Genomic DNA, 17,068 nt, shown 5'->3' with positions numbered 1-17,068 from the left:
GGAACCGCCATGGCCTTTACCGATCCGTTCATTCGCCGCCCGGTGCTGGCCAGCGTGGTCAGCCTGCTGATCGTGCTGCTGGGCTTCCAGGCCTGGAGCAAGTTACCGATCCGCCAATATCCGCAGATGGAAAACGCCCTGATCACGGTGACCACCGCCTACCCCGGGGCCAACGCCGAGACCATCCAGGGCTACATCACCCAACCGCTGCAGCAGAGCCTGGCCAGCGCCGAAGGCATCGATTACATGACCTCGGTGAGCCGGCAGAACTTCTCGGTGATCTCGATCTATGCACGCATCGGTTCAGACAGCGACCGTCTGTTCACCGAGCTGCTGGCCAAGGCCAACGAGGTCAAGAACAAGCTGCCCCAGGATGCCGAAGACCCGGTGCTGAGCAAGGAAGCCGCCGACGCCTCGGCGCTGATGTACATCAGCTTCTACAGCAGCGAGCTGAGCAACCCGCAAATCACCGATTACCTGTCACGGGTGATCCAGCCCAAGCTTGCGACCCTGCCCGGCATGGCCGAGGCCGAGATCCTCGGCAACCAGCTGTTCGCCATGCGCCTGTGGATCGACCCGGTGAAGCTGGCAGGCTACGGCCTGAGCGCCAATGACGTGACCCAGGCGGTGCGCGGCTACAACTTCCTTTCCGCGGCGGGCGAGCTCAAGGGTGAATACATCGTCACCAGCATCAACGCCACCACTGAACTGAAGAGCGCCGAAGCCTTCGCCAAGATCCCGCTCAAGACCAGCGGCGACAGCCGGGTGCTGCTCGGCGATGTGGCGCGGGTCGAGATGGGCGCGGAGAACTACGACACGGTCAGCTCCTTCGACGGCACGCCATCGGTGTACATCGGCATCAAGGCTACCCCGGCGGCCAACCCGCTGGAGGTGATCAAGGAGGTGCGCAAGCTCATGCCCGAGCTTGAAAGCCAGTTGCCGCCGAACCTGAAGTCCTCGATTGCCTACGACGCCACACTGTTCATCCAGGCGTCGATCAACGAAGTGGTAAAAACCCTGGTCGAAGCGGTGCTGATCGTCATCGTCGTGGTTTTCCTGTTCCTCGGCGCCTTGCGCTCGGTGCTGATCCCGGTGGTCACCATTCCGCTGTCGATGATCGGCGTATTGTTCTTCATGCAGTTGATGGGCTACTCACTGAACCTGCTGACCCTGCTGGCGATGGTGCTGGCCATCGGCCTGGTGGTCGATGACGCCATTGTCGTGGTGGAGAACATCCACCGTCATATCGAAGAAGGTAAATCGCCGTACGAAGCGGCCCTGGAAGGCGCCAGGGAGATCGCCATGCCGGTGGTCTCGATGACCATCACCCTGGCCGCGGTGTACGCCCCTATCGGCTTTCTGGAGGGGCTGACCGGCGCGCTGTTCAAGGAGTTCGCCCTGACCCTGGCCGGCGCCGTGGTGATCTCCGGCATCGTCGCCCTGACCCTGTCGCCGATGATGTGCGCCTTGCTCCTGCGCCACGAGCAAAATCCCACGGGCCTGGCGCATCGCCTGGATGTGCTGTTCGAGCGGCTCAAGCAGCGTTACCAGAAAATCCTCCATCGCACCCTCAACACACGGCCGGTGGTGCTGGTATTTGCGCTGATCGTGCTGTGCCTGATTCCGGTGTTCCTGATGTTCACCAAGAATGAACTGGCGCCAGATGAAGACCAGGGCGTCATCTTCATGATGGCTACCGCGCCACAGCCGACCAACCTCGACTACCTGAACAGCTATACCGATGAGTTCATCACGATCTTCAAGGACTTCCCCGAGTATTACTCTTCGTTCCAGATCAACGGCTTCAATGGCGTGCAGTCGGGCATCGGCGGCTTTTTGCTCAAGCCCTGGAATGAGCGCGAGCGCACCCAGATGGAGCTGCTACCGCTGGTGCAGGCCAAGCTTGAGGGCATCAGCGGCCTGCAGATCTTCGGCTTCAACCTGCCCTCGCTACCAGGCACTGGCGAAGGCCTGCCGTTCGCCTTCGTGATCAACACCGCCAACGACTATGCGTCGCTGCTCGAGGTCGCCGAGCGGGTCAAGACGCGCGCCCAGGCCTCTGGCAAATTCGCCTTCCTCGACATCGACCTGGCCTTCGACAAGCCGGAGGTGGTGGTCGATATCGACCGGGCCAAGGCGGCGCAGATGGGCGTGTCGATGGACGCCCTGGGCGGTACCCTGGCGACGCTGCTGGCTGAAGCGGAGATCAACCGCTTTACCATCGACGGGCGCAGCTACAAGGTCATCGCCCAGGTCGAGCGGCCCTACCGCGATAACCCCGACTGGCTGAACAACTACTACGTAAAAAACCAGCAAGGGCAGATGCTGCCGCTGTCGACCCTGATCAGCATCAGCGACCGCGCCCGACCGCGCCAGCTCAACCAGTTCCAGCAATTGAACTCGGTAATCATCCAGGGCTTCCCGACGGTCAGCATGGGTGAGGCGCTGGATACCGTGCGCAGCATCGCCCGCGAAGAAGCCCCGGAGGGCTATGGCTTTGACTATGGCGGCGCGGCGCGTCAGTTCGTCCAGGAAGGCAGCGCCCTGTGGGTAACCTTCGGCCTGGCCCTGGCGATCATCTTCCTGGTGCTGGCGGCACAGTTCGAGAGCTTCCGCGACCCGTTGGTGATCCTGGTGACCGTGCCGCTGTCGATTTGCGGCGCGTTGATTCCGTTGTTCCTGGGCATCTCGAGCATGAACATCTACACCCAGGTGGGGCTGGTGACCCTGATCGGGCTGATCAGCAAGCACGGCATCCTGATCGTCGAGTTCGCCAACCAGTTGCGCCTGCAAAAAGGCCTCAGTGCGCGCGAAGCAGTGGAAGAAGCTGCGGCGATTCGCTTGCGCCCGGTGCTGATGACCACCGCCGCGATGGTGTTTGGCATGGTGCCGTTGATTCTCGCCACCGGCGCCGGTGCGGTCAGCCGCTTCGACATCGGCACGGTAATCGCCACCGGGATGTCCGTGGGCACCTTGTTCACCCTGTTCGTGCTGCCGTGCATCTATACCCTGCTGGCCGTGGAAGCGGGCTTGCCCCGCGAAGAGGTGGTGCCTGAATAACCTTCGCTTGGGGATCGATCGCGGGGCAAGTCGAATCGTCGCACCGCCGCTCCCACAGGGGTCAGCCGCTGGCGCGTACGCCCTGGCTCAGGCCGAACAGCAATAACAACAGGTCGTGATCCGGCTTGGCATCGACCTGGGGTTTTACCACCCGTGGCAACGGGCATTGCGCACCGGCATCGACCTTGCTGAAAACCTGCGGGCGAGGCTCCTCCCACGCCGCTACGGCAGCGGTTGCCACGGCCAAGGCAATCACCAGAAACAAACCTCGGGCTATTTCTAGTTTCATTACTCTAAACCTTTGACAGCGCTGCCAAACGCTCCTTGGTAAAAATAGAGCAGTTTTTGCCACTCTGTGTCGTTGAAAGACGAATGGCGGCGCAGTTGTTTAAGGTCATTGAGCGCGGCACGCTGACAACTGATGCGCCGGCGGCACTTTTCGAGGTCCAGCAGGGCCACTTCAGCCCGAGCCTCGGCACCTTGGCCAATGACCTTGACGAAGACATGCTTGCCATACAGGCAACCATGCTGCCAATGACCGCGGTGCATCCGCGCCAGGTTCTGCGCCAGGTCCTCCAGCACCCGCTCGTGTAATGCCGGGTGGTACCGCTCTCGGGCACCGGCGGCGAACCAGCTGTCGATATCCTCGAAGCCTTCCAGCGCCTCGCTGACCAGCAAGGCTCGCCACTGATGCGCGGCATCACGGTCAACGCCGCAATAGACAATATGCGGCACCCGCACCCCCAGTTGCTCGAAGCTGTTCAGGGCATCGTATTCACGCAACACGGTAGGGCGCCCGAAGGGGTGCAACAGGCTGCGGTAGATATGGCCGATCTGGCGCTTGGCATAAAACGTATGGCCAGCGTCGTCGCTCAGTCGCTGTACACCACTCTCGCCGCCACGACGCTGATTGGGCTCCTCGACCCATTCGCCCTGCTGCTGCCAGAAATGATCGAACTGATCCTTGTTCGTCGTTGCTGCTGTGCGCTCAAACCCCATTCCCCGCTTACCCCTTACGCAAAAGATAGACTCGCCACATGGCGTAGAACGGTAAAAAGTCCAATCGTTCCTGAATGCGGAAACCTGCGGCTTCAAATTCCTTTTCAACCGTGGCAACAGGTAACACAAAACGATTCTGGTAACTGCCCTGCCCTTTTTCGACGTAACGCCGCTGCTCGAGCTTTTTGCGCCGCCAGGCTTTGAAATTGCCATCCACCCACAGCGAGACGATCACGCTGTCGCGGGTAACCCGTTGAAATTCAGAGAGTAATGTTTTGCGATGGGCCGCATCGCCGATGTGGTGCATCAGCCGCATGCAAAAAATACTGTCGACCGAGTTGTCCGGTAAATCGATGGCGAATGCGGAGGTCTGCAAGGTACGTACCCGTTCCACCACCGCAGCCGGCTGCGAGGCCCGCGCGGTTTCGAGCATGGCTTCGGAATTGTCGGCACCAATGATCACCCGGTTGGGCTTTTCCGCCAGCAACGGCCAGAAGCGCCCGGCACCGCACGGCAAGTCGAGCACCAGCCCCGGTTCGCCAGCCAGGGCCAGGGCGCGACGGGCCAGTTGCTCGTCACGCTGGTGGGACATCCGGCGCGCCAGGCCGTCCTGGTGCTTGAGGAAGTATTCCTGGGCGTGCTGCTGGTCGTACTTATCCGAAAACTCGAGTTTGATAGGGCTACGCATTGTGCATCTCCTGACTCCAATGTGCCCACCTTAGGCTGGCAAGCGTTGGCGTCAGGTCATGCTGATGTGAAAAATTCGTTAGTTGTCACGACAAAAGTTTCAATTAATTACAAACTTTCACGGCTGGCCAATGGCCCTATTCGAGGTCAGTCGGCCTTTGCAGTGCCAGGCTCAGGTCTACGTGAAAGCGGCAGCCATGGGGCACCATGGCGGTCAGGCTGACGCTCCAGCCCTGGTCGTCACAAATCCGCTGCACCAGTGATAAGCCCAAGCCCAGGCCCTCGCCACGCTTTTCATCGCCGCGCACAAACGGCCGGAACATGGCTTCACGCTGCTCTTCGGGAATCCCTACACCACTGTCTTCGACCAGGAACCCCGCCGGTTCCAGCGTCAGGCGAATAAAGCCCTGATCGGTGTAGTGCGCCGCATTGCGCAGCAGGTTGCCCATGACCGCCTGAAGAAAGGTGGCGTTGTACAAGGTCGGGGTTGCAGCCTTGGCGTCGTACAGCAATGTCAGGCCTTTCTGCTCGATGGTATCGCGCCAGACGCCAATCAGGTCATCGGCCACCTCTTTCATACTCGCCTGCGAGGCGACCGCGCCTTCGTCACGCTGGGCACGGGCGAGCATCAGGAAGGTCTTCACCAACTCCTGCATCTCTTCGGTGGCCCGGGCAATGCGCTCGACCTGGGATCGGGCGCGGGTGTCGATGTTGGGGTTGACCAGCAACAGCTCACAGGAGCTGGCCAGCACCATCAACGGCGTGCGCAGCTCATGGCTGACATCACTGGTAAACAGGCGCTCACGGGTCAGCGCATCGCGCAGACGCCCCAGGGTATCGTCGAACGCCACGGCCAGCTGACCGACTTCATCCGCAGCGTAATCGGGCGCCAAGGGCGGCGCCAGGCCCAGCAGTTGATCACGGTGGCGCACCTGGCGGGCCAGGCGAATCACCGGTGCCATCACCCGCCGGGCCAGGACCCAGCCGAGGAATACCGCCAGCGCCAGGCTCAGGACAAAGCCGACCACGACCACCGCGAACAGCACTCGCTCGCGCTCTTCGAAATCACTCTGGTCCTGCAACAGCACGTAGCGACGGCCATCGACGATTTCGACCATCGCGTGGTAGGACAGATCTTCACGAAACACTTCATGAAAGCCACGGTCAAGGTGACGCAAATCCTTGGGCAGCTCGAAGTCATCACGCCCGCCGCTGAAATAGAACAGCTGGTCCGGCCGCGGCCGGTGGCTCCAGTCGCTGACGCTGTCCATGCGCAGCAAACGTTGCAGGTCGCCGCCCAGCACGGCGGAGATCAAGCGTTCTTCAACCAGGTGGACCGTAGCGACAATGCCGAAGGCGAAGGCCCCGGCCACCATCGCACTCATCAGGGCAAAGGCAATGATGATCCGCTGGGCAAGGCTTTGTTTAAACTCCATCACGGCCCTCGGCCAAGCGATAGCCGACGCCGTGGACGGTATGCAGCAGGGGTTTTTCAAACGGTTTGTCGATGACCTGGCGCAGTTGGTGAACGTGGCTGCGCAAGCTGTCGCTGTCCGGACAATCGTCGCCCCACAGCGCCTCTTCGAGTACTTCGCGGCGCAGCACATGCGGGCTCTTCTGCATCAGCACCGCCAGCAGCTTCAGGCCGACCGGGTTGAGCTTGAGCAATTTGCCCTCGCGGCTGACTTCCAGCGTGTCGAGGTCGTAGACCAGGTCACTGACCTGCAGGGTACGCCGACCACCGCCCTGGGTGCGACGCAGCACCGCTTCGATGCGCGCGGCAAGCTCCGACAGGGCAAACGGTTTGAGCAGGTAGTCGTCAGCGCCGGAGCGGAAGCCCTGCAGGCGATCGTCCAGCTGATCACGGGCGGTGAGCATGATCACCGGGGTGTCGCGCCGGGCGTCTTCGCGCAGGCGCTTGCACAGGGTATAGCCGTCGATGCCTGGCAACATGATGTCGAGCACGATCAGGTCGTAGTGTTCGGTGGCAGCCAGGTGCAGGCCGGAGAGACCGTCCTGGGCACAGTCCACCGTGTAACCCTTCAGGCCCAGGTAGTCGGCCAGGTTGGCGAGGATATCGCGGTTGTCTTCAACCAGTAGAATTCGCATGGGGTGTCTCCCGTCCGGCGCTTTTGCCTGCTTGGCAGGCGCAGCTTACGGCCATCAGCAGCGCTCGGCTAGGTCGGCGCGACTTTATTGCAGGTTAACGTTTTTTTCACCGAGCCTTCACGGACAGGCGATGGCGGCTAGCCGAAAATTGGCGGTCGGACTGCCCCTTTGACCTGCCTGGACTTGCCATGTCACTACCTGCCTACTCCCGTCCGCTGAATTTCTGGATTGCCCTGGGCATCCCCGCCGTCACCGCGGTGATATTGATCCTGCTGGAGCTGACCTCACTGGACATGGACCTGGCCAAGCTGGCGTTCGACCCGGTGGCGGGGCAGTTCATCGGCCGGCACAGCTACTTTCTCGAAGATATCCTGCATGACCGGGCCAAACAGGCGGTGATCGTCCTCGGCTTGCTGGCGGTTGTCGCCTTCGCCGCGAGTTTCTTCTGGACACGCCTGTTCAGTTGGCGTCGGGAGCTGGGCTGCCTGGTCCTGGCCATGGGGCTGTCGACCAGTTTTGTCACGCCGGTCAAAGCCGTGACGGCGGTGCAGTGCCCCTGGAGCCTGAGCGAATTTGGCGGCAAGGAGACCTACAGCGAGCTGCTCAGCCCGCGCCCGGCCACCGATAAGCCCGGACGCTGCTGGCCGGGTGGCCATGCGGCGACCGGCTTTACCCTGTTTGCCCTGTTTTTTGTCTTGCGCGACCGGCGTCCACGCCTGGCCAAGGCAGCGCTGGTGTTCGCCTTTGGCCTGGGCACGCTGTTTTCAGTGGGGCGCATGCTGCAGGGCGCGCACTTTTTTTCGCACAACGTGTGGACGGCGGTGTTCTGCTGGCTGATCAGCCTTGGCTGTTATTACTGGGTGCTGTATCGCCGGCCGGTTGAGTTGAAGCACAAGGCTGCGGTTACCGTGCCGTCCTCGTAAGACCGGCCTGCGCGGTGACTGCATCGCTGGCAAGCCAGCTCCCACATACAGATCCCTGTGGGAGCCAGTCTTGCCGGTGATAGATTGCACAGCAACCCCAGAATTCAGGCAAAAAAAAGCCCCGCACTAGGCGGGGCTTTTTATCAAGCGGGTCAGGCTGGCTTACATCATGCCGCCCATGCCGCCCATACCACCCATGCCGCCCATGTCTGGCATGCCGCCGCCAGCACCAGCTTCAGCTGGAGCGTCAGCAACCATGGCTTCGGTAGTGATCATCAGACCACCGATCGAAGCTGCAGCTTGCAGGGCCGAACGGGTTACCTTGGCAGGGTCGAGGATGCCCATTTCGATCATGTCGCCGTACTCGCCGGTAGCAGCGTTGTAACCGAAGTTGCCGGAACCTTGCTTGACCTTGTCGACCACCACGCTTGGCTCGTCGCCGGCGTTGGCAACGATCTGGCGCAGCGGCGCTTCAACAGCGCGACGCAGCAGCTGGATACCGACGTTCTGGTCTTCGTTGTCGCCTTTGAGCTCGGCAATCGCTTGCAGAGCGCGAACCAGGGCAACACCACCGCCAGGCACCACGCCTTCTTCAACGGCTGCACGGGTAGCGTGCAGGGCGTCTTCAACGCGGGCTTTCTTCTCTTTCATTTCGACTTCGGTGCCAGCACCGACCTTGATCACGGCAACACCGCCAGCCAGCTTGGCCAGACGCTCTTGCAGTTTTTCACGGTCGTAGTCCGAGGAAGTCTCGGTAACTTGAGTGCGGATCTGGGCGATGCGCGCTTCGATGTCGCCTTGTACACCAGCGCCGTCGACGATGATGGTGTTTTCCTTGGACAGGGTCACACGCTTGGCGTTACCCAGGTGCTCCAGGGTAGCGGACTCCAGGCTCAGGCCGATTTCTTCGGAGATCACGGTACCGCCGGTCAGGACGGCGATGTCCTGCAGCATGGCCTTGCGACGGTCACCGAAGCCAGGGGCCTTGACCGCAGCAACCTTGACGATGCCGCGCATGTTGTTGACTACCAGGGTAGCCAGCGCTTCGCCTTCAACGTCTTCAGCCACGATCAGCAGCGGACGGCCGGCCTTGGCAACGGCTTCCAGAACTGGCAGCAGTTCACGGATGTTGGAGATTTTCTTGTCAACCAGCAGCAGCAGCGGGCCATCCAGCTCGGCGACCATGGTGTCTGGCTTGTTGACGAAGTAAGGGGACAGGTAGCCACGGTCGAACTGCATGCCTTCCACGACCGACAGTTCGTTTTCCAGGCCCGAGCCTTCTTCGACGGTGATCACGCCTTCTTTACCGACTTTTTCCATGGCTTCGGCGATGATGTCACCGATGGAGTTGTCGGAGTTGGCCGAGATGGTACCGACCTGAGCGATGGCCTTGGAGTCGGCGCATGGCTTGGACAGGGACTTCAGCTCTTTGACGATGGCGATGGTGGCCTTGTCGATACCACGCTTCAGATCCATCGGGTTCATGCCGGCAGCAACGGCTTTCAGGCCTTCGCTGACGATGGCCTGAGCCAGAACGGTTGCGGTGGTGGTGCCGTCACCGGCTTCGTCGTTGGCCTTGGAGGCAACGTCTTTGAGCAGCTGGGCGCCCATGTTTTCGAAGGCGTCTTTGAGCTCGATTTCTTTGGCAACCGAAACACCGTCTTTGGTGATGGTCGGAGCACCGAAGCTCTTGGCCAGAACAACGTTACGGCCTTTCGGGCCCAGGGTAGCTTTTACAGCGTCAGCCAGAACGTTGACACCAACGAGCATTTTCTTACGGGCGGAGTCGCCGAATTTTACGTCTTTAGCAGCCATGATCGTTTAATCCTTGAATACTTTGGAGTAACGGGAAACCAGCGGAATCAGCCTTCGATGACAGCGAGAATCTCGTTCTCAGCCATCACCAGCAGGTCTTCGCCGTCAACTTTCACAGTGTTGCTGCCCGAGTAAGGGCCGAAAACCACCTTGTCACCCACTTTCACGGCCAGCGCACGCACTTCACCGTTGTCCAGAGTGCGGCCGGCACCTACAGCGACGACTTCGCCACGGTTAGGTTTTTCAGCGGCCGAACCTGGCAGAACGATACCGCCAGCGGTTTTCGATTCTTCTTCGCTGCGACGGATAACGACGCGGTCATGCAGAGGACGAAGCTTCATTGTCGATCTCTCCTAATTGTGGTTTTCATCGGCCGGTATCGACACCGGCGGGTTGATGCTTGCGGCGTAGCCGCTCGTAGCCCGCAGGGCGGACCACACATGTAATGTCTGGTGCAAATCACCAGAAACCTTGCGGTGACCCATACATGAGGTCGCCAAGGGCAATTACAAGGCTTGCTGATGAATTTTTTTAGCAACGGCCATCCGATAAAGCAAAACGGCCCCGAAAGGGGCCGTTGGCAACGCATGGATAACCATCAAAGATCGCGCGGACCCCGCAGGTTAGGCTGATCAGGGTCGGTACGCCCCACCACTTCACCTTCGATCACGGTGGGCTGATGGCCACGCCCAGGCGGGCCTGGACGCGCCATGAACGGGTCATCGCCAAACGCCCGCTGGCGCATGGCCTGGGCCTCGGCGCGCTCGCGCATCTTGCGCCCGAGCAGACGGCGGGTGAACGGCAGCAGGCAGACCAGGCCGATCACATCACTGACAAAGCCCGGCAACAGCAGCAGGCCGCCACCGAGCGCCAGCATCAGGCCATGGAACATGTCTTCAGCGGGCAATTCGCCACGCTGCAGGCTCTCGCGGGCACGCAGGGCGGTGGCAAGCCCTGCCACCCGCACCACCAGCACGCCCAGGGCGGAGCCGGCAATGATCAGCAACAGCGCCGGAAAGAAGCCGATCGCGACGCTGACCCTGTAAAACACATACAGCTCCAGCACCGGAAAAATCAGAAACAGCAATAGAAAAGCACGCATCAACGGTTCCTCTGCGCAAGATGTCCTTGCAGTAGACCTTTAATGGATGCGATCCATCGCCATTTCAAGCCTCGGCGGTTTCCCGCTGCGGCCATTGATCAGCGCGGGCCAGAAAAACCAGGGCTTCGCGTACTTGTATCGGCGTATTGCAAGGCGCCGCGAACGGCAACCAGTACAGCGCCTGGCCAATGCGCAGGTGCATGCCTTCGCTGTCGATGCCGACCATCTGCGCCGCCGTGCCCTGAGGCAGGCCGCTGAGCTGGACGTAGTGCTCGATGGCGTTGGCATGATCGCTGTTCATGTGCTCGATCATGCTCTGTTCGGCCTTGCCGGCAAAAGGGTTGGCCAGGGTCAGGTGATCGATCCAGTGAATCGCGCCGAAGCCACCGATGTAGCGATGGCGCACCGGCTTGAGCACCCAGAAGTCGAAATCGTGGGCGGCGTGATAATTGGCCGATTCGGGAAAATAACGGTAGTAACGCTCGGCAGCGGCTTCGACCGCTTCGGGCGCAACCAGCTGGTGCGCCTCGGCCAGCACGGTCAGGCGCCCCACTGCCTGGACATCTTCAGCGTCACGCTCCCCCACCAGCAGCGAGCACTTGGGATCCTTTTGCAGGTTGTGGGTGTGCTGGGCAATACGGCTGATCAGGATCAGTGGGTTACCGTCGGCATCCAGGCAGTACGGCACCACCGAACCGAAGGGAAACCCCGGCATTGACTTGGAATGGGTCGACAGCACCCCGCGGTATTCCTTGAGCAGCAGCTCCCGTGCCTGTGTTGCGGCTTTAGCGCTCACTGTATGACTCCCCGCTGGATAAACCTCGTAATGCTGGCCGTGCGCACGAGCACACGGCCAGGCTAGTTAACCGACAAAATAATCATTATCGCTCAGGGTTGCCAGCGTGCTTACCAGGCGACGCCGAAACCTGCGGTATAGCGGGTCTTGTCCAGGTCGCTGTCACGGGTACCACTGATGATGTCCTTCTCGGCCTTGAGGTTGAGCGACGCCCACTCGGTGACCTTGTAGCGCAGACCGACTTCGGCATCCAGGGCGTACTCGGCGACGCCGCCCAGAGGCTTGCCGACTTCGCCGTTGGTGAAAAACTCGACGCGCTTGCCGATCAGGTAGCGGTTGTAGTCCCACTTCATGGCCAAGGAATAGAAGTTGTCCTTGCCGCCGTCAGCGTATTCATAGTCGGTACGGTTGAGCAGCGAACCGAGGGAGAACGCGCCCAGTTCATTGTCCCAGAACTGGTAACCCGGGCCGGTACCCACGGTGCGCTGGCGAGCGAGGTCTTCGATATGATCGCGCTTGTATTCCAGACGACCCTGCCAGAACCACTTCTCGGTGATGAAGCGGTCCAGCGCGTATTCGCCGCTCCAGTTGTTGGTGGTGGTGACGTCGTTCTTGCTCTCGCGGTTGTATTCGCCTTCGGCCTGGTGCCGCCAGCGGCCGTGGCGTGCGGTGGTCTTGAAGTCGATGTCATAGTCGTCGCTGTCGGTTTCGGCGCGCTTGTAGTCCATGGCCAGGTCGACGTTACCCTTCCACGACAGGTCCTCGACCACCGGCTTTGGCTTCATGATCTGCTGGATGCTGGCAAGCTCGACGGTCTTGGGCGTCTCGCCATTGGCCAACGTCACCTGGCCTGCGTCCGCCGCGTGCAGCGACTTGGCCTTCTCACCGCTGTAGGCATCCTGCTTGACCAGCAGCTCCTGGTCGCTTTCCAGGGTCTTGACCTGTTTCCAGTCCAGGGCGATGGAGCCGCCGTACGGTGTTTCGAGCAACAGTTTGCCGCCATCGAAGACCTTGATCTTGCCACTGAGCCTGTCACCGTTTTTCATCCACACGGTGTCTGCAAGGGCGGGGGAACAGGCAGCGGCGAGGGCAACGCACAACAGGGCTCTAGAAAACATAAGCAGCAACGGACTCGGGTTCGCGAAAAAAGTCGGGCATTATCCAGATACCCGCCATCAGAGCAAGGACTGACCTGCCCCATGTCGATGAGTTCAATTCTTATTTGCCCGCACGGCCCGGTGCTCCTCGCACGGCATGGGCGCATCCCGCGATGAACGGGATGCCTGGCGATCCGACCGAAAGCGCCGAAGCCCGACGAATGGCACTCTATCTGGTGCTTGGCCAGGTGCCCGAGGGCAAGGTGATCAGCTACGGCGAGCTCGCGCAACTGGCCGGTCTTGGTCGCGCAGCGCGCTGGGTCGGGCGTACCCTCAGCCAGTTGCCCAGCGACACCCAGCTCCCCTGGCACAGGGTACTGGGCGCCGGCGGGCGCTTGAGCCTGGCGCTGGGCACCCCTTCGGGCGACGAACAGCGTGCGCGACTGCGCGCAGAAGGCATCACCTTGCACAATAATCGTGTGGATATGCTGCGCCATGGCTGGCGCCCGATGGAGCACAGCGGTTAGAGTGCGCGCTTTGTTTTCGCAAACTTGAGGCAGATGTTGGCCCATGCCCCGTAAAACCTGGCGCGCTGCGCTCGCTGCCTATGCCAGCCCGTCGACACTGGTGCTGTTGTTGCTCGGCTTTGCCGCCGGCTTGCCTTACATGCTGGTGTTTTCGACCCTGTCGGTCTGGCTGCGCGAAGCCGGCGTGGCCCGTGAAACCATCGGTTATGCCAGCCTGATCGGCCTGGCGTATGCCTTCAAGTGGGTGTGGTCGCCGCTGCTCGACCAATGGCGCCTGCCGCTGCTTGGCAAACTCGGACGCCGCCGTTCCTGGCTGGTGCTGTCGCAAGTCCTGGTGGTCATCGGCCTGGTCGGCATGGGCTTTTGCGACCCGCAAAAACATCTGTCGTGGCTGATCGCCCTGGCGGTGCTGGTGGCCTTTGCTTCGGCTACCCAGGACATCGCCGTCGATGCCTACCGCCTGGAAATCGCCGACGACCAGCGCCAGGCCGCCCTTGCCGCCAGTTACATGGCCGGCTACCGGGTTGCTGCGCTGCTGGCCACCGCCGGTGCGCTGTTCTTCGCCGAAGGCTTCGGCTCCACCGGCTTCAGCTACCTGCACAAAGCCTGGACCGGCACCTACGTGCTGTTCGGCGTGATGATGCTGCCAGCGGTCATCACCACCCTGTTGATGCGCGAACCACCCGTGCCGCTGCGCACCCAGCTGTCGGCGGCGCGCTATGGCCTGGCCCACCAGCTGGCGTCGGTGTTCGTGCTGATCATCCTGCTGGTATCGGTACCGGCGACCTTCACCCAGCTGTACAACACCGATTTCGCCAGCGTGCTGTTCGAAGGCGTGAGCCTGCTCGACCTGCTGCTCGAAGACCGCGCCTTCCTGCGCGCGATCCTCTACATCACCCTCACCGCCCTGTGCCTGTCGTCCATGGGCCGGCGCGGGCTGGCGCCGGTCCTCACGCCGGTCAACGATTTCATCACCCGCTATCGCTGGCAGGCCCTGCTGCTGCTCGGGCTGATCGCCACCTACCGGATGTCCGACACGGTGATGGGCGTGATGGCTAACGTGTTCTATATCGACCAGGGCTTTACCAAGGACCAGATCGCCAGTGTCAGCAAGATCTTCGGCCTGATCATGACCCTGGTGGGTGCCGGTTTTGGTGGCCTGCTGATCGTGCGCTTCGGCATTCTGCCGATCCTGTTCATCGGCGGCGTGGCTTCGGCGGCGACCAACATCCTGTTCCTGATGCTCGCCGACATGGGCGCCAACCTGCAGATGCTGATCGTGACCATCTCGCTGGACAACTTCAGCTCAGGCCTGGCCACTTCGGCGTTCGTCGCCTACCTGTCGAGCCTGACCAACCTGAAGTTCTCGGCCACTCAGTACGCCCTGCTCAGTTCGATCATGCTGCTGTTGCCGCGGCTGATCGGCGGCTACTCGGGGGTGATGGTCGAGAAGTTCGGTTATCACGACTTCTTCCTGATCACCGCCCTGCTCGGCGTGCCGACCCTGATTCTGATTGCCCTGCAGTGGCACCAGGAGCGGGGCAAGCAGGAGCCCGTCGAAAACGCCGCTGCAGAGCGCCCCTGAACCGCGCTGAGGCTATTGCCGGATTGACTCCGGGATAGCCTCTGGCAAGCGACTGCAAGCGCTCAGAACGACCCACAGCGGCCACAGCGCCAGAATCCCCGCCGCGCCTGCCGCGAAGGCGAAGTGCAACAGGCTGGCGCCAGCGCCGAGCATCGCCAGCAACGCCCCACCAAAACCCAGCAGGGCAATGGTGATCATCCCCAGCATCGCCGACACCAGGCCCTTGCTCTGTTCGCTGGAGAACAGCGTCATGCGGTATAGCACGGCGTTGGCGATACCCAGGCCCAGCGCATACACCGACATGCCGGCCACCAGGCTCAGTACCGAAGGGAGCAACCAGGTGCCGAGCATCATGCCCAGCAAACCGATCAGGAATGGCCACAACGCCAGGCGTACCAAGGCGGTGAGCGCATAACGGTCGGCAATCCGGTTGATGATCAGGTTGCCGAGGATCAGGCCGCCAAACACCGGCAACTGCCACAGGGCGTAATCGAAAGTGCTCAGGCCCTCGTCATGGATCAAAAGCACCGGCGACAGCCCGATCCAACCGATCAGCGGCAGGCCGACCAGACCCAGCGCAGCACTGCCGGCAACAAAGCGGCGGTTGGCCAACAGTTGCCCATACCCCGCCAGCAACGGCAGCAGGTGGATCGGCTGGAACGCCAGGCGCGAGCCGTCGCGGCGCTCGACGCCGAGGGTTTCCGGCATGAACCGGTACAGGGCGAACCAGGCCAACACCGCCGCCGTGCCAAACAGCACGAACAGCCAGCGCCAGGACACCCACTCCAGCAGCAGGGTACCGACCAGCGGGCCGAGCAGTGGCGACAGCAAGGCGATGTTGGCCAGCAAAGCCATCATTCGCACCGCATCGGCCTCGCTGAACGCCTCGTTGAGCGCCGGGTAGCTGACCGTTACCACAAAGCCCAGGCCGATCCCCTGAAGCAGCCGCAGCAGGTTGAACAACTCGATGCTCTGCACCCAGAAGGTGGCGATGCAGGCCAGGCAGAAGAACGCGCAGCCGCCCAGCAGCATCGGCCGACGGCCATAGCGGTCGGCCAGCGGGCCGATCAGCCATTGCAACAGCACGCCACCGAGCAGGTACAGGTTCAAGGCGTGGGGAATGAATTCGGGGCTGGCGTTCAGGTCACCGACCACCACCGGCATGGCCGGCATCACCACGTCACTGGCGAGGTAGGTGAGCAGCTCGAACAGCGCCAGGGTCATGGCGAAACAAAACGCCCGCAAAGGCGTGATGTTGATCAGGGGGGTAAGCATGATAAGACCGGGCAAACAAAAGTAAGCCAGCCTATATGCCAGAATGCACCGGGCGCAGATAGCGCGAAGACGTGAACAAGTGTAATGGCTGCTGAAAGCATCGCGGGGCAAGCCCGCTCCCACCTGGTAGGAGCGGGCTTGCCCCGCGAAAGGTTTACTGCACCGCCGCTTCCTGCACCACGCGGATCACCCGCTGCGGAAAGGGAATGTCGATGCCTTCGGCCTTGAGGCGGTCACGGGCATGCTCGTTGAGCATGAACAGCACGTCCCAGTAGTCGGCAGTGTTGACCCAGATACGCAGCGAGACGGTGATCGAGCTGTCGCCCAGGGTCGAAACCACGGCCTGGGGTGCCGGGTCCTGGTGTACCCGCGGGTCCTGGGCCAGTTCCAGCAACACGTTGCGGGCCTTTTGCAGGTCGGCGTCGTAGTCGACGCCAACATCGAACACCACCTTGCGCGTCGGCTGGCGGTTGGTGTTGGTGATGATGCCGTTGGACAGGCTGCCGTTGGGCAAGATCACGGTCTTGTTGTCGCCGGTACGCAGCACGGTATGGAAGATCTGGATGCTGTCGACGGTACCCGCCACACCCTGGGCTTCGATCCAGTCGCCAATGCGGAACGGGCGGAACAGCAGGATCAGCACGCCGCCAGCGAAGTTGGCCAGGCTGCCCTGCAGGGCCAGGCCGATAGCCAGGCCCGCGGCACCGATGGCCGCGACGAACGAGGTGGTCTCGATGCCGATCATCGAGGCCACGCTGACAATCAGCAGGATCTTCAGAATGATGTTGGCCAGGCTGCTGATAAAACCCTGCAAGGCCAGGTCGGCATTGCGCAGGGCCAGCAATTTGCCCAGGCGGTAGGTGACCTTGTTGATTACCCACCAGCCGATGGCCAGGGTCAGCAGCGCCAGCAACAGGCGGCTGCCGTATTCCATGATCATCGGTAGCCAGGTTTGCGAAGCCTTGACCAGCTGGTCGACCTCAGCGTTTAAATCCATCGTGTACTCTCCTGATGCCGAGCGGCAAAAAGCTGAAAAAGACCTGCCGCAAACGATTCAGCGGCGCCTCGGCCCTCGGACGCCAAAAAGGCGCCA

16 protein-coding genes are annotated in these 17,068 nt (G+C 61.6%); 4 read left to right on the top strand and 12 right to left on the bottom strand.

From position 1 onward, the window contains the following. Positions 1-9: 9 nt before the first annotated feature. Complete coding sequence (locus UW3_RS0103290; RefSeq protein ID WP_010220825.1) at positions 10-3,060, top strand: multidrug efflux RND transporter permease subunit; 3,051 nt, start codon at positions 10-12, stop codon at positions 3,058-3,060. Between the two features lie 61 nt (positions 3,061-3,121). Here UW3_RS0103290 and UW3_RS0103285 read toward each other — a convergent pair whose 3' ends face one another. The 5 genes from UW3_RS0103285 to colR form a co-directional block, all read right to left on the bottom strand. After that, positions 3,122-3,349 carry a hypothetical protein gene (locus UW3_RS0103285; RefSeq protein ID WP_026001182.1) on the bottom strand — a complete coding sequence of 76 codons (228 nt, stop codon included), beginning with the start codon at positions 3,347-3,349 and terminating at the stop codon, positions 3,122-3,124. Further along, the gene (locus UW3_RS0103280; protein ID WP_010220823.1) at positions 3,349-4,059 is read right to left on the bottom strand and encodes a lipopolysaccharide kinase InaA family protein; all 711 of its coding nucleotides are present in this window, start codon (positions 4,057-4,059) and stop codon (positions 3,349-3,351) included. The genes UW3_RS0103285 and UW3_RS0103280 overlap by 1 nt, the downstream gene beginning before the upstream one ends. A 7-nt stretch (positions 4,060-4,066) precedes the next feature. Next, entirely contained in the window at positions 4,067-4,747 is a 681-nt protein-coding gene (locus tag UW3_RS0103275) for a class I SAM-dependent methyltransferase (RefSeq protein WP_010220821.1), read from the bottom strand. A gap of 136 nt (positions 4,748-4,883) precedes the next feature. After that, the gene (locus UW3_RS0103270; RefSeq protein ID WP_010220820.1) at positions 4,884-6,182 is read right to left on the bottom strand and encodes a sensor histidine kinase; all 1,299 of its coding nucleotides are present in this window, start codon (positions 6,180-6,182) and stop codon (positions 4,884-4,886) included. Continuing rightward, positions 6,172-6,855, bottom strand: coding sequence for a two-component system response regulator ColR (colR, locus tag UW3_RS0103265; RefSeq protein ID WP_010220819.1), 684 nt, complete (start codon positions 6,853-6,855; stop codon positions 6,172-6,174). The genes UW3_RS0103270 and colR overlap by 11 nt, the downstream gene beginning before the upstream one ends. A gap of 188 nt (positions 6,856-7,043) precedes the next feature. Between colR and UW3_RS0103260 the strand changes: the two genes are divergently transcribed. After that, on the top strand, positions 7,044-7,778 hold the full coding sequence (locus tag UW3_RS0103260) for a phosphatase PAP2 family protein (protein ID WP_010220818.1): 735 nt from the start codon (positions 7,044-7,046) through the stop codon (positions 7,776-7,778). Positions 7,779-7,940: 162 nt separating this feature from the next. Here the strand turns inward: UW3_RS0103260 and groL are convergent, their stop codons facing one another. The 5 genes from groL to UW3_RS0103235 all read right to left on the bottom strand — a co-directional run bounded on the left by groL (position 7,941) and on the right by UW3_RS0103235 (position 12,609). Continuing rightward, positions 7,941-9,593 (bottom strand): chaperonin GroEL, encoded by a 1,653-nt coding sequence (gene groL / locus UW3_RS0103255; protein WP_010220817.1) that lies wholly within the window; start codon positions 9,591-9,593, stop codon positions 7,941-7,943. Between the two features lie 47 nt (positions 9,594-9,640). Then, the gene (locus UW3_RS0103250; protein WP_010220816.1) at positions 9,641-9,934 is read right to left on the bottom strand and encodes a co-chaperone GroES; all 294 of its coding nucleotides are present in this window, start codon (positions 9,932-9,934) and stop codon (positions 9,641-9,643) included. 257 nt (positions 9,935-10,191) lie between these two features. Then, entirely contained in the window at positions 10,192-10,695 is a 504-nt protein-coding gene (locus UW3_RS0103245; protein ID WP_010220815.1) for an FxsA family protein, read from the bottom strand. 64 nt (positions 10,696-10,759) lie between these two features. Further along, positions 10,760-11,491, bottom strand: a complete 732-nt coding sequence (locus tag UW3_RS0103240; RefSeq protein WP_010220814.1) for a HugZ family pyridoxamine 5'-phosphate oxidase — start codon at positions 11,489-11,491, stop codon at positions 10,760-10,762. 110 nt (positions 11,492-11,601) lie between these two features. Continuing rightward, on the bottom strand, positions 11,602-12,609 hold the full coding sequence (locus tag UW3_RS0103235) for a DUF481 domain-containing protein (protein WP_010220813.1): 1,008 nt from the start codon (positions 12,607-12,609) through the stop codon (positions 11,602-11,604). Between the two features lie 152 nt (positions 12,610-12,761). Between UW3_RS0103235 and UW3_RS0103230 the strand changes: the two genes are divergently transcribed. Further along, positions 12,762-13,115 (top strand): MGMT family protein, encoded by a 354-nt coding sequence (locus tag UW3_RS0103230; protein WP_026001181.1) that lies wholly within the window; start codon positions 12,762-12,764, stop codon positions 13,113-13,115. A 43-nt stretch (positions 13,116-13,158) separates the two neighbouring features. Next, positions 13,159-14,700, top strand: coding sequence for an AmpG family muropeptide MFS transporter (locus UW3_RS0103225; protein WP_010220811.1), 1,542 nt, complete (start codon positions 13,159-13,161; stop codon positions 14,698-14,700). Between the two features lie 12 nt (positions 14,701-14,712). Here UW3_RS0103225 and UW3_RS0103220 read toward each other — a convergent pair whose 3' ends face one another. Together UW3_RS0103220 and UW3_RS0103215 are read right to left on the bottom strand one after the other, a co-directional pair. Further along, positions 14,713-15,975 (bottom strand): MFS transporter, encoded by a 1,263-nt coding sequence (locus UW3_RS0103220; RefSeq protein ID WP_010220810.1) that lies wholly within the window; start codon positions 15,973-15,975, stop codon positions 14,713-14,715. 154 nt (positions 15,976-16,129) lie between these two features. Beyond that, positions 16,130-16,972: a mechanosensitive ion channel family protein gene (locus UW3_RS0103215; RefSeq protein ID WP_010220809.1), complete on the bottom strand. Its 843-nt coding sequence runs from the start codon at positions 16,970-16,972 to the stop codon at positions 16,130-16,132. Between the last annotated feature and the right edge of the window lie 96 nt (positions 16,973-17,068).

The organism is Pseudomonas donghuensis (assembly GCF_000259195.1).
GTDB lineage: Bacteria > Pseudomonadota > Gammaproteobacteria > Pseudomonadales > Pseudomonadaceae > Aquipseudomonas > Aquipseudomonas donghuensis.
This window is presented reverse-complemented; position numbering and strand designations above follow the sequence as displayed.

What these genes read in the sequence shown, in the direction of transcription:
- UW3_RS0103290 (WP_010220825.1), top strand. Translation starts at nt 10, where the DNA reads ATGGCCTTTACCGATCCGTTCATTCGCCGCCCGGTGCTGGCCAGCGTG.
- UW3_RS0103285 (WP_026001182.1), bottom strand. Translation starts at nt 3,349, where the DNA reads ATGAAACTAGAAATAGCCCGAGGTTTGTTTCTGGTGATTGCCTTGGCC.
- UW3_RS0103280 (WP_010220823.1), bottom strand. Translation starts at nt 4,059, where the DNA reads ATGGGGTTTGAGCGCACAGCAGCAACGACGAACAAGGATCAGTTCGAT.
- UW3_RS0103275 (WP_010220821.1), bottom strand. Translation starts at nt 4,747, where the DNA reads ATGCGTAGCCCTATCAAACTCGAGTTTTCGGATAAGTACGACCAGCAG.
- UW3_RS0103270 (WP_010220820.1), bottom strand. Translation starts at nt 6,182, where the DNA reads ATGGAGTTTAAACAAAGCCTTGCCCAGCGGATCATCATTGCCTTTGCC.
- colR (WP_010220819.1), bottom strand. Translation starts at nt 6,855, where the DNA reads ATGCGAATTCTACTGGTTGAAGACAACCGCGATATCCTCGCCAACCTG.
- UW3_RS0103260 (WP_010220818.1), top strand. Translation starts at nt 7,044, where the DNA reads ATGTCACTACCTGCCTACTCCCGTCCGCTGAATTTCTGGATTGCCCTG.
- groL (WP_010220817.1), bottom strand. Translation starts at nt 9,593, where the DNA reads ATGGCTGCTAAAGACGTAAAATTCGGCGACTCCGCCCGTAAGAAAATG.
- UW3_RS0103250 (WP_010220816.1), bottom strand. Translation starts at nt 9,934, where the DNA reads ATGAAGCTTCGTCCTCTGCATGACCGCGTCGTTATCCGTCGCAGCGAA.
- UW3_RS0103245 (WP_010220815.1), bottom strand. Translation starts at nt 10,695, where the DNA reads ATGCGTGCTTTTCTATTGCTGTTTCTGATTTTTCCGGTGCTGGAGCTG.
- UW3_RS0103235 (WP_010220813.1), bottom strand. Translation starts at nt 12,609, where the DNA reads ATGTTTTCTAGAGCCCTGTTGTGCGTTGCCCTCGCCGCTGCCTGTTCC.
- UW3_RS0103230 (WP_026001181.1), top strand. Translation starts at nt 12,762, where the DNA reads ATGAACGGGATGCCTGGCGATCCGACCGAAAGCGCCGAAGCCCGACGA.
- UW3_RS0103225 (WP_010220811.1), top strand. Translation starts at nt 13,159, where the DNA reads ATGCCCCGTAAAACCTGGCGCGCTGCGCTCGCTGCCTATGCCAGCCCG.
- UW3_RS0103220 (WP_010220810.1), bottom strand. Translation starts at nt 15,975, where the DNA reads ATGCTTACCCCCCTGATCAACATCACGCCTTTGCGGGCGTTTTGTTTC.
- UW3_RS0103215 (WP_010220809.1), bottom strand. Translation starts at nt 16,972, where the DNA reads ATGGATTTAAACGCTGAGGTCGACCAGCTGGTCAAGGCTTCGCAAACC.